This window comes from Spirochaetales bacterium, from assembly GCA_016930085.1.
GTDB lineage: Bacteria > Spirochaetota > Spirochaetia > SZUA-6 > JAFGRV01 > JAFGHO01.
Genome location: JAFGHO010000056.1, coordinates 34,435 through 46,562 on the forward strand (window position 1 = coordinate 34,435; position 12,128 = coordinate 46,562).

At 44.9% G+C, this 12,128-nt stretch carries 12 protein-coding genes and 1 riboswitch; of the genes, 7 read left to right on the forward strand and 5 right to left on the reverse strand.

The annotated features are described in order from the left end of the window. Positions 1-64: 64 nt before the first annotated feature. Positions 65-427 (forward strand): hypothetical protein, encoded by a 363-nt coding sequence (locus JW881_09095; protein ID MBN1697656.1) that lies wholly within the window; start codon positions 65-67, stop codon positions 425-427. Positions 428-603: 176 nt separating this feature from the next. Here the strand turns inward: JW881_09095 and JW881_09100 are convergent, their stop codons facing one another. The 3 genes from JW881_09100 to thiL all read right to left on the reverse strand — a co-directional run bounded on the left by JW881_09100 (position 604) and on the right by thiL (position 2,996). After that, positions 604-1,089 (reverse strand): ferritin family protein, encoded by a 486-nt coding sequence (locus JW881_09100; protein MBN1697657.1) that lies wholly within the window; start codon positions 1,087-1,089, stop codon positions 604-606. An 85-nt stretch (positions 1,090-1,174) separates the two neighbouring features. Next, positions 1,175-1,717, reverse strand: a complete 543-nt coding sequence (locus tag JW881_09105) for a cyclic nucleotide-binding domain-containing protein (protein MBN1697658.1) — start codon at positions 1,715-1,717, stop codon at positions 1,175-1,177. A 319-nt stretch (positions 1,718-2,036) separates the two neighbouring features. Continuing rightward, positions 2,037-2,996: a thiamine-phosphate kinase gene (gene thiL / locus JW881_09110; protein ID MBN1697659.1), complete on the reverse strand. Its 960-nt coding sequence runs from the start codon at positions 2,994-2,996 to the stop codon at positions 2,037-2,039. A gap of 236 nt (positions 2,997-3,232) precedes the next feature. On the opposite strand from thiL, the gene JW881_09115 reads away from it, so the two are divergent. Together JW881_09115 and JW881_09120 are read left to right on the forward strand one after the other, a co-directional pair. After that, positions 3,233-4,330 (forward strand): AAA family ATPase, encoded by a 1,098-nt coding sequence (locus JW881_09115; GenBank protein ID MBN1697660.1) that lies wholly within the window; start codon positions 3,233-3,235, stop codon positions 4,328-4,330. Between the two features lie 38 nt (positions 4,331-4,368). After that, positions 4,369-5,049: a hypothetical protein gene (locus JW881_09120; GenBank protein MBN1697661.1), complete on the forward strand. Its 681-nt coding sequence runs from the start codon at positions 4,369-4,371 to the stop codon at positions 5,047-5,049. A gap of 63 nt (positions 5,050-5,112) precedes the next feature. Here the strand turns inward: JW881_09120 and thiC are convergent, their stop codons facing one another. After that, on the reverse strand, positions 5,113-6,402 hold the full coding sequence (thiC, locus tag JW881_09125; GenBank protein MBN1697662.1) for a phosphomethylpyrimidine synthase ThiC: 1,290 nt from the start codon (positions 6,400-6,402) through the stop codon (positions 5,113-5,115). Positions 6,403-6,513: 111 nt separating this feature from the next. After that, positions 6,514-6,614, reverse strand: a riboswitch (TPP riboswitch). Positions 6,615-6,772: 158 nt separating this feature from the next. On the opposite strand from thiC, the gene JW881_09130 reads away from it, so the two are divergent. The 4 genes from JW881_09130 (at position 6,773) to JW881_09145 (ending at position 10,982) form a co-directional block, all read left to right on the forward strand. Next, positions 6,773-7,624: a hypothetical protein gene (locus tag JW881_09130; GenBank protein MBN1697663.1), complete on the forward strand. Its 852-nt coding sequence runs from the start codon at positions 6,773-6,775 to the stop codon at positions 7,622-7,624. Between the two features lie 196 nt (positions 7,625-7,820). Beyond that, a complete protein-coding gene (locus JW881_09135) occupies positions 7,821-9,491 on the forward strand; it encodes an EAL domain-containing protein (GenBank protein MBN1697664.1) in 1,671 nt (556 codons plus the stop codon). Positions 9,492-9,526: 35 nt separating this feature from the next. Continuing rightward, entirely contained in the window at positions 9,527-10,645 is a 1,119-nt protein-coding gene (locus JW881_09140; GenBank protein ID MBN1697665.1) for an HD domain-containing protein, read from the forward strand. Beyond that, positions 10,614-10,982, forward strand: a complete 369-nt coding sequence (locus JW881_09145; GenBank protein MBN1697666.1) for a hypothetical protein — start codon at positions 10,614-10,616, stop codon at positions 10,980-10,982. The genes JW881_09140 and JW881_09145 overlap by 32 nt, the downstream gene beginning before the upstream one ends. A gap of 51 nt (positions 10,983-11,033) precedes the next feature. Here the strand turns inward: JW881_09145 and JW881_09150 are convergent, their stop codons facing one another. Continuing rightward, the gene (locus JW881_09150; GenBank protein MBN1697667.1) at positions 11,034-12,089 is read right to left on the reverse strand and encodes a hypothetical protein; all 1,056 of its coding nucleotides are present in this window, start codon (positions 12,087-12,089) and stop codon (positions 11,034-11,036) included. Between the last annotated feature and the right edge of the window lie 39 nt (positions 12,090-12,128).

Below are 12,128 nucleotides of genomic sequence, written 5' to 3' on the forward strand. Positions count from 1 at the left end.
TTAAGAAGGACGTTGCTAAGTGATTCTACCGTCTATGGATGTCGACGGACAAAGGAGTGCATTCATGTTGGTTGAGATTAATCAGGTAAAACAATTCGAGGACGAAGGATACAGACGCTGGTTCAGCGATACCTATTTTGACCTTATCGTATGGTATGAGGACGACCGGACAATCTCGGGTTTTCAACTCTGCTATGACAAGGAGAATACGGAACGTTCGTTGACCTGGAAAAACAGGTCGGGATTCGAGCACAATAAAATCGACAACGGTGAGAAGCCGGGACGTGCAAAAATGACTCCCATCCTTGTTCCAGACGGTCTTTTCTCAAAAGACGAAATCGCGGAGCGCTTTAAAGCATCAAGCAGGAATATCGATCGCGAGGTTGCCGATTTTGTCTATAAAAAACTAACAAGTTATTCCCCGTAACGCTTTCTTCCCGCATTTTTTCACTCCTGAAAGTTTTTTGCGTCCGAATTTCATTCTTTTTTAAATCGCGGCTACCATGACTCATTCTGCATTGCATATTTTCATGGCCGGGATAAAAATTTCATGGACCGCTTCTCGGGAAGTGATTTCCTCCGGAAGTCGTTTGAATATGCCGATCAATAATCGGTGAGATGGGTAAATTCCGCTTGTTCGAGCCAGAGATGAGGGGTTTCGTAAAATTCGATAAGTGAACTGACAAGTGAATAATGGGCGTCTTCCTCCTTCTTGAGCAAACGCAGGAGTTCCCGGGCTTCAGGATTATCTGTTTTTTCAGATTCGGTCCTGTAAAAATCGATACTTTCCTGCTCCATTCTCAAAGCGCCATTGAGTATATCCATCATACCGGATTTCTCTTCCACAAAACTTTCGCCCTTTTCTTTCATTTTCTTGAATATCGTTTTTACATCTTTCACGAACCTGGTATACAACACGCCCCCGCATCCTTCCTTGAGGTGTTTTATCAGTTGGTAATGCCGATTTTCTTCATTTGCCAGAAAAAAAATCAATTGGGAGGCATTTTCGTCCTCGATTTTTCGCGCGTTTTCGCGATAGTACTGTTCACCCTCCTGCTCCATTTTCATGCCAAAGTCGAAAATATCCATTTGTCTCCCCCTATTTACGCAATACCTATGCACCCGTTATCACCGCGCATCCCGGAAGGGCACAGATCATATGACGCATCAATTATCAGAAAAAATCTTCCAGGGCTTTGGGGAAAAAGTTGCGCAAGTGTTCAAGGTCCTTTGCACTCACCGTCGATTCTTTTTCAAGAACCAGTTCCGTACTTACCTTTTTAAGTTTTAACAACAAACTGAGAATAATAAAGAGATAGATTTTCACCCCCGCGCGCGGGAATATATTGGTAAATGATATGAGTTTTTCACGCGCAATGCTTGCGATCAATACCTTTCCCCGCGCCACGACACTGGCCGTTCTCTTTACGTCCATGAATATTGCCGCTTCGCCGAAGACATCACCCTCATTCACCTCACTTATCATGATGTCTTCGCCTTCACTCCCTTTCATGAGAATCGATACATTCCCTTCGAGAATAACGTAAAGATACGGACTCAGCGTATCCTGTGTGACGATTGACTCCCCTTCGGTATATTCGACAAGCTTGCAAATTTCCGATATTTTTTCTATTTCGGGTTTATCGAGGCTGCTGAAAATAAGGATATCCTTGAGAATCGGTACAAGCTTTTTTTTCTCTATCTTGATTGTTTTGATATCCTTCCTCCTTTATCCCGTCAAGGTGTATTTTATTTCGGCGTTATTGCTTTCATATATATGAATCCCCGATGACACACTTTTATCACAGCATGTCCTATTATAATAAAATGTAACCATTAGTCAACAATACTTTATTTTTTATCGACGATAATCACGTATTTTATCGCGCTAATGAAGAATACCCTGGCGGGCTACGGAACGATCGGCACGGTCGAGCCCTCTCGAAAAATCCATATTCCCTTATGAAGTTCACGGTAATGCACGGGAAGGTGAACGGGGCAGCGTAAAAGGTGGGAACGATACTGCCTGAGTCCCATCACCTGAAGTGATCGAAGCCCTTTTTCAACCCGATTTTTTTTCCGTCTTTTTCAAGAAAAATACCCGCATTTTTTTCCTCAATCTCCCCCACGATGGTAAAATCACTGAATACCGACGCGAGCGCTTTGGCCTTTTCAGGTGTTATCGTAAAAACGAGTTCGAAATCCTCACCGCCGTAAAGTGCAAAATCATGAGGGTCCCGGCCGAGGTGTTTTGCCGATTCACGGGTATTGTCCGATATCGGTATTTTTTCAAATGTTATAACGGCGCCCGTTCCGCTTTCCTCGGCGATATGGGTCACTTCCGGAGCAAGCCCGTCGCTTACGTCGATCATGGCATGCGCCCGTGATGCGATGAGTGATCCTTCTGCGGCGGATCTCGAGTGAGGCTCCAGATGGTCGAGCGTATACCCCGATATTCCCGCCCTGAGGAGTTCCAGTCCCGCCGTACTTCCTCCGAGATGACCGGTTACCGCGATAAGGTCGCCGGGAAGCGCCATGGAACGGAGTCTGAGTCTGTCGTGTTCGACCTCACCGAGAACGGTAAGGTTAAAGACATATTCGGTCCCATGGGTGGTATCTCCTCCCGCGAGGATAACCCCGTGTTTACCGGCAGACGTCAGCAGCCCGTCCGAGAAATCTTCTACAAACTCGACCGCCGTCGTCTCGAGCAGCGACATGGAGAGAAAGGCATAAAGAGGTCTTCCTCCCATGGCAACGATATCGGAGACATTCGACTCCATGAGCTTCATCCCCACCCGGCGCGGGCTGAACCACTCCAGATTGAAATGATCGTTCTCGACGATCATATCCGTTGTTACAAGCAGATACCGTTCATCGGTAAAGCGAAAGACCGCGCAATCATCACCGATCCCCTTGATCACCTCAGGCGATGTACCGGTTTTAGCCGTGATGCGGCGTATCAGTGCAAACTCTCCGCCGATGTCGCTGATTTTCATTTTCAGGTCCTTATTATATGAAATATTGAAACAATAATTCCACGCAAACCATATTAAAGTATAATATAAAAACCTGCGGGTTTAAATAAGAACGCAGACCATTATCGAGTAATTCGGATGAGAAATAGAGTAATTAAATAGCGATAATATTTATACATCGCAAGCATTGTCGTTATTCATTTTCGTATATCAAACCTATTGCTTATTATTAATAAAAATATTAGCATAGAAAAGAAATGTATTCATCGTTTTCTATAAAAAATTATCGTTGTTTTTCAGAATTTACGATAGACAATCTCGAACGTATCAATCTTTTTATTGGAAAGAATGGAATCGGGAAAACCACTCTGTTGGAAGCATTTTTTCTGCATCAGGGATGGTTTAATCCCGGATTACCGTTTTCAGTTAACGTTTTTCGTGGTCTGGATCAAATAAAACTTGATGAATTCGGATGGAATTTATTTTTTCAATTCGATCCCAAAAAAACGATTGAAATCGTTTCCATTGAAAACGGCAAAAAAAATACAGTAAAAATAATCAATACTCCAGCTTCAACGGGGCCGATAGCAAAAAATAATATGAGTGAAGGAACATCGGGATCAATAACCGATAATAATATTTTATCCAACGGAATTGAAAAAATAACATCCACGAATCGTCAATTATTAATAGAACACACAGGCCCGGATGGAAAGGTATTTAGAAGCCGTGTTTTTCCTTCCGTAAATGGTGACCGTATGGAAATTCGAGGCGAACGGCCGCCAAATATAAAAGAAAAAAAAGCGATATTCATTGCGTCACGTTGGCAGGAAAAGCAAAAAACCTTGGCCGAGCGATATAGTGATTTGGCTGAAATCAAAAAAAAAGATATAATTATCGCTTTCCTGCAAGTCATATATCCCGAGCTAAAGGATTTAAGCACACTAATCCAGGGCGGAATTCCCGTCATTCATGGCGATATCGGTAAATCGAGATTGATACCAATAGCATTAATGGGAGGCGGAGTGGAACGTCTTCTTGAAATATCGATGGGAATAGCAACGACTCATGACGGAATAGTGTTGATAGATGAAATTGAAAATGGTATCCATTACTCAATTTTGGAAAAAGTATGGAAGGCAATAGCACAACTATCAAGAAAAGAAAATGTTCAGGTTTTCGCCACCACCCACAGTTTCGAATGCATCCAGAACGCACATAGCTCATTTAAAGAAGAAAAACAGTATGATTTTCGTGTTCATAGGATTGAAGAAATTAATGGAAATATTTCCGCAGTAAGCTTTGATAAAGAGACGCTCGAGACATCTTTGGATTCCGGTTGGGAAATACGATAATGATGACCCCACAACCGATTCGATCAAGCAGGATTCTATTGGTCGAAGGTAAGGACGAGTGCAATTTTTTTAGTGAAATAGTGGAAAAAGAAAGACTGCTTATCCAGATTGAAGATTATAAAGGTAAAGCAAATTTAAAGAATTATTTAGAAAGCCTGAAAAAAAGGACAGGACACGAGACTATTACATCGATAGGGATCGAACAGGATGCCGACAATGATCCTGATGCGGCTTATGATAGTATCTGTCATGCATTAAAATCAGCAAGCTATCCCGGACCGGATCAAGAGAAAAAAAATAGAAACGAAATAAAAGTCACTATTTTGATTATTCCCGATCGTGATAAAAAAGGTATGCTCGAAGATATTTGTCTTTCATCGATAAAAGACGATCCTCATATGTCTTGTGTCGAAGCATACATGAATTGTATACGGGAGAAAACCGATAATTTCCATGATTTACACATCAATCAAGCAAAAACAAAAATACGATCTTTTTTAATATCAAGAGAAATTATTGAATCAGCCGTTTATGAGAAATTACAAAAAGCTATTCAAGAATATGAGTGGCCGGAAAATATAGCTTCTGCCAAAATCCATTCATTTATAGCTTCCAAACCCAAACCGTATCTGGAATTGGGATCGGCCATAAAAGCAGGTTATTTTGATCTGAATCACCGCGCATTTGAGAAAATAATTTCATTCCTTAAAAAGCTATAGTAATTATTGATTCGCCCGCTATAGTAAAAATTAATACTTCAAAATCGAATAAAGACACCGGACTTAAGTTCTTTTTACAACATTCTTTTTATATCGCTCCCTGTTTTCACGGTTGATCTTGGCCGAACAGAGTTCGCCGCACATGGAACAGACGCCGTTATCCTTTATTCCCGTTTCCGCCCGAACCATGCGCGCTTTCTCCGGATTCATCGCGCACGCGAACATCCCCTCCCAATCCAGATTACTCCTCGCCCGCGACATCCTGTCATCGATGTCGCGGACGCCGGCCCTGCCCCGGCCGATATCCGCCGCATGGGCCGCAATTTTCGAAGCGATAACCCCTTCGACGACATGGGCTTTCTCCGGCAGGCCGAGGTGCTCTGTCGGTGTCAGATAGCAGAGAAAATCGGCGCCGTAATATGCGGCAAGGGCGCCGCCGACCGCGCCGACGATATGGTCGTAGCCCGGTGCGATATCGGTGACAAGGGGACCGAGTACGTAAAATGGGGCGCCATGGCAGTATCGTTTTTGAAGCCTTATATTCTTTTCAATCTGATGAATCGGCACGTGGCCCGGACCCTCCACCATCGCCTGAACAAACGCCTTCCGCGCCCTCAGGCAGAGGTTCCCGAGGGTTTTTAGTTCAGCGATCTGGGCCCTGTCGGTGGCATCCGCGAGACATCCCGGCCGCAGGCCGTCGCCGAGACTCAAAACGACATCATATTTTTTTGCCATACGGCAAATCTCGTCAAACCTGGTGTAAAGGGGATTTTCTTTCCCGTGATGGAGCATCCATTTGATTAAAAAACTCCCTCCCCTCGACACGACACCCATAATCCGGGTAGAAAGCAGCGGGATATACTCCCGCTTTATGCCACAGTGTACGGTGACGAAATCCACTCCGTCTTCGATATGGGTAAAAATGGAATGAAGAAAATCATCCTCCGTGATCCCGGCGACATCGGGTTGTTTCGTCAAAACCTGGTAGACCGGGACGGTACCGACCGGCACCGTTGATGCTGAGATAATCGTCCTGCGAACATGATCGATATCGCCGCCCGTGCTCAAATCCATGACCGTATCCGCTCCGGCTTTGATCGCGGCCGAGAGTTTTTCACATTCCTTTTGCAAATGAGCGCACAGCCCGGATGTACCGATATTCGCATTGACTTTTACGAGCAGGTCTTTCCCGATACCGACGGGTCTGCATTGATGGCGTTCGCTTTTTGTGATGACGGTAACGCCTTTGGCAATATCTTTCAGAAGGACTTCCGGGGCGATATGTTCATACGCGGCAACTTCCCTCATCCCGGGTGAAATCCGTCGTTTGGATGCATATTCAAGCTGGGTCATCGTTTTCCTCCTTTTCATGTATCGTATGGATCTCAAAAGAAATCGATATGTGTCGCATCACCTTCGATCTATTTTGTTCGCCTGTGGATAATTCTCGTCCGGGGGTGTGGGATATGTGCGGGTCCTGCTCCCTTCGCTGGTATTATCCAGATCAGGTTCAATGGGTATATTCTCAGGCATAGACGCTTCATATGCCACCCCTTGACATAATAATGATACTATAGAAAGAATTACCCTGTCAAGCCGATCGAGGACCGGCCCGGGGTACCATGAAAACGATGAAAGAAAGAGGAATGATGACATCGCGATCCCCGGGGTGTTATATGATTCGATCAATATCACCGTTTCGATAAAAGGAGGTGTCGTTATCTTGAATGTCATCGATATTATCACAGAATGTGCCGCCGTTCCTTCATTCAGTACGATGGAGGACCGCCTTCATCCGCTGATTGAAGGTTTTGCACGCAGCATGCCGGGAGCCGTATTAACCCGCGTACCGGAAAACAACCTTCTCCTTACATTACCGGGCGCACAAGATGCTCCCCCGCTCGCCCTTACCGCACATCTCGATAAGATAAATCATTTCGGGCACCCGATTCCCGAAAACCTTCCGGTAACCTCGGACGGGGAAAAAATAAAGGGTCAGTTGGACGATGCCGCGGGTGTCGGAATATGCCTGTATATGGGACTCCTCACCGCAAGTAATAATTTTCCGCCTCTTTACCTTTTATTTTCGGAAATGGAGGAGTACGGTCCGTACGAGATACCGGGTGAAGGAATGTGGTCCTCCGGTGTGGGTGCTTTTCGTCTTTCACGGCATTTGATCCAAACAAAACGATATCCAGCGCTCGTCATTACCATCGATACAACCCCGACGTTCAAGGGGAAACACGGCGTCGCCCTTTACTCCCGTTTCTGGGAACTCTGCGGGCTTCATCCGTCACGGAAACTCGTCGCCGTGACCGAACAGATAGAGCGGCTTGTCTTTTCAATCGTCCCGGAGGTGCGGCATGAAAACAACACGAACGATTATGTGACCTACGGAAAATGCTTCGCGGTATCGGCTCATGATCCGCTTCCCTCTGTGGCGCTGGAACCGGCAATCCATCCCTGCCATACGAAAGGGGAGGAAATCTTTATCCGCGATATATATACGGTCACAATACTCCTTACCGAATTGCTCAAGAGGTGCGCCGTGAACTTTCCGTATAAACCTTCGTAAGTACGGAAACATAAAGACTTCTGTTTTTCTTGACATATCACATCTGTTTTATTATTGTTTTATTAGCGATATATTAGCCGAAATGAGAACCCTTTTCACTCTATTATGCAAGGAATAAAGATTTCCGGATTTTTACCAAAAAGAACAATGCAAACAAGGGATTCACATCTCGCGGAAAAGCGTTAAGGATGGTGTCATGTCTGAAACACAATCAAAAATAATCTTTCCGACATTCGAGGAAAACCTTGAAGAAATCAAACAACGGTTGACGAGCGACTTCAAGCTGGGAATGCTTATGATCGATGCGTCCCAGCTGAAAAACATCGAATTCAATTTTGGACGAACCATCTATGAAAACATCTTCGAAACACTCAAGAGCACCGTCTCAAAACTGAAAGAGACGAAACAAATTCGCAAAGACGACATAATTACCATCAATCAAAGCGAAGGAAATCAATTCTATATCTTTCTGTCAAAACGAAAAAATGAAGGCAGTTTCCAGCTGTCCGATTATGAACGGCTTTCCGAACGAATTCAGATTTTTATCAACACCCATATGTTCTCGACCATATTCCCGCTCATCAAGGAAAAACCGAGGGTAAACATCGGGTATGCGATCGCCTTTAACAATCCGTCGGTCAAAGAAGAACGCATCCTCCAGGCGATGATTTCAGAGGCTGAAATCATCGCCCGGTATCAGACGATAAAAAATATAATGGGTTACAAGGAAAAAGTATACGATCTTATTATCGAAAAAAAGATTCAGTCCTACTATCAACCGATAGTCGATATCAACAGCCATGAAATACTCGGCTACGAAGCCCTTTCAAGGGGCCCGAAAGACACCGAGTTCGAAAATCCGTATGTCCTTTTCACGATCGCAAAAGAAATCGGTCTTCTCTATGAACTCGACTGGCTTTGCAAAACCAATATTTTCAAGGATATTAAAAAACTGAAAGAAAAAAAGAAATTGTTCGTCAATATCTTTTCTTCCAGTATCCACGATTCGAAAATGAGAGTGAAATACCTCGAAGACCTTCTCACAGAGACAACCCTGAAACCAAATGACATCGTCTTTGAGATATCCGAACGATATGCGATAGAGGACGCCGATTTTTTCAATGAAATCACCCGTCTCTATTCGAATACGAGTTTCGCCATTGCAATCGACGACAGCTGGATAGGTTCGAACATCAGTCTTCTCAAAAATCTGAAGATTCAGTACATCAAACTCAATATTTCTCTTATCAGGGATATCGATATACATACATTAAGCAGAAACCTTATCACATCGCTTAAAAAAATGGCGCATGATGTCGGCGCCGATATTATTGCGGAAGGGATCCAGACAAAAAAAGAACTGAAAACACTCATCGATATGGAAATCAAATACGGTCAGGGATTCCTCTTTGCCGTGCCGGGGCCGGCTTTCCCTGAAGTGAATATCACGGAAATTTACCTTGAAGACGAAGGACTCAAAAACAGGCTTCTTTCATCCGTTTTTTTCAAGCGGGGTATGGATTATTTCAAAAAGGGGATGTTCGATCAATCGATTCTGGAGTTTACAAAGGTTCTGGAGATCGATCAGGACAATATCGAGGCGCTGTTCCACCGGGCACACGCATTTTATGAAGACGGTTGTTACGGACCGGCCATCAAGGAACTCGAACAATTACTTAAAAGTAACCCGGATTTTACAAGGGCGCACCTGACAATGGCGCTTGCCGCGGAAAAAAGCATGAAGTATGATCTGGCAATTCAATCATATTTGGAATATATTAAGAACGCACCTTCAATATATCAATCGAATATTGATCTGGCTAAGAAAAGACTCGAGGAGCTGCTGAAGAGTTCAGCGGCCGATTGAGCGACACAATTGACAGAGAACAGGAAAACAGACGAATGGGAGAACCACTCGCTTTTGTTATTGGGGAAGGGATTAAAGGAGGAATAACATTTCTCCTCGGAAGCTATTCCGCCCTGGATCGCTATTTTAAAATAAAGGATTCCTCCTCGTATTTTCTCAATACCGACGCGACCCTCATCAGTCTCGCGAAAATATTCGAAGGGCTAAAATATCCCGGCTTCCCCTTTGTGGATGCATCGCTTTCGATCGAAGACAAACACATCTTCTTCAGGTGCGTCGACGATTTGGACAGACCGCCGTCGTTCCCGTTTACGGCCATGAATCTCCTCTATCATGAAAACCGGAAGGTTTTCCTCGATCCGCACACAATCTACCAGGATCTCAGAAATACGAAACTGGTCTGCACAGGCAACAACCTCCCCAAAACGGTCATCCTCATGGAAGCATCAGCCATGGTTTCACGCTATCATTATGAACTCGAGCCCGGGATCGTTTCGCAATTGCCGCATCATTATGTTCCCTCTCCCATGATGCAGAAACATCTGCTCGAATTGATACTGACCTCCCCGTACCCATGGAAGGGGCTTTCGCTTCTCAAAGAGTATGGATTCATCGAACGGTATTGGCCGGAACTCTCCCGAATGGACCGGACCGAACATGCGAAAGAATATCACCCTGAAGGAAACGTTTGGATGCATTCCCTCGAATCGCTTAAATACAGAAAAAAAGCCGACCTCACCCTTTCTCTTGCCATCCTCCTGCATGACATCGGTAAACCCGTCTCCGAAAAAACACAGGACAAGCCGTTCAATTCCCATTCGGAACTGGGGGCACATATTGCCGTGTATTTTCTTCAGAGAATGGGATTTGAAAGAAGTATTCGGGAGAATGTCGCATTCCTCATTCGTTTTCATATGATACCGCACGCGTTAAAAAAACTTCCCCTTTACAGAACGGAAAAACTAATGGATTCGCCCCTTTTCCCGCTTCTTTTGGAACTCTACAGGGCGGACGTCTCTTCAACCTTCAGGGGGCCCCAGGGTTATTACGACGCGTGCCGGATATTCAAACAATATCTCAAAAACAAAAAGAATCCGTACCGGACAAAAGGAGGCCTCATTCATGCGGATAAAAATATCATGGGCCAAGGGTGAGATAACCGGAACCCTTAACGATACGCAGACTGCACGGAAAATATATCTGTCGCTTCCCTTTTCTTCGCGTGCCAACCTCTGGGGGAAAGAGGTATATTTCACCATTCCCGTCTCCGACGATCTTTCGCCCGACGCCCGCCGGATAGTCGACCCGGGCACAATCTGCTTCTGGGTGGAAGGAACATCACTCGCGATTCCATTCGGTCCGACACCGATCGCGGACGGGGACGAATGCAAACTCGTCACCAAAGTGAACATCGTGGGAAAATGCGACGGAAAACCGGAAATTCTTGAATCGATTTCAACCGGTGACATCATTAAGATAACGAAAAGATAAGAAAAAAATCACCCCGTTCATCGCTTTTTATTACCCTGTTCTTCACGGTTTTCATTTCGGGACCCCGTTATCGGTATTTTCGCGATAGAGAAGTCCTGCGACATCGAGTTCGTGGCGCCTTACAGCGTAAAGCTTTTGAAGTTCACTCTCCGGCGGTACCGAGTTATTTATGACGTAATACGCCTGATTCATGCGCAGTCGTGATTCTTTCATATCCTGACGAAGCAGATAATAATGCGACAATAAAAGAAGTATGTTGAATCCGGCCCATGTATCTTTTTTCATGAGAAGCGCATTGTTCAATAAATCTGGAACCGCTTCATCATTATCATCCTTCTCGTCGTATACGTACAAACGCGCGAGGCCGACCATATCCTCCGTTTCTTTAAAGTCATATTCGGTTTTCCTGGAATAGAAATTTTCCTTTTCAACGAGTTTCGTTCCAACGATCGAATAACGTGATGAGATACACCGGTACCATTCCTCTTTCGGGATATCCATGGGCACGAGAACACCCGCACCCTCGTCATAATTGGTTTTCAGAAAAAGGACGGGACCACCGAACTCATGAACAAAATAGAGGGCAACCATCATCGGACCGACGCCCAGATATTTCCTCACGACGATATTGACCTGGTATCCCTTTTGAAGCAACGTATAGATTTCCTTAAGGAGAATCACCCGTTCATTCTGCGGAATGACATCGAGAAGATTCATATAAACGAATATCCGATAATAGAGATAATGGGTAAACGAGCAGGGATCAAGCCCGATCGATAATTCCGCAGGCGGCGGTATTTTCTCCAAATAATATGGCAGTTCCTCGGGACCCTCGGGGTCGGAGGTCGAGGGAAGCGGAAATTTTTCTTCGATAACGGGGACTTCCGCCTTTTCAGGGACAAGCGGCGGACTTTTACAGCCGTTCAGCAGAATGAAACATACGCACAGTATGACCGCAAAGCCCTGTGCGGGAAAACGGCGTCTTTCTGCCTTTCCGTTTACGGAAAACAGGGAAACCCTTTGGCGAATATTATTCAAACAAGCGACATCCCGCCCGCGATGCACACGGCAATTTCTTACTGATGCGGTCAGCCTGTTCCTCACCATCTCATCCCCCTTAATGTTATATCGATGAATAAATCAATG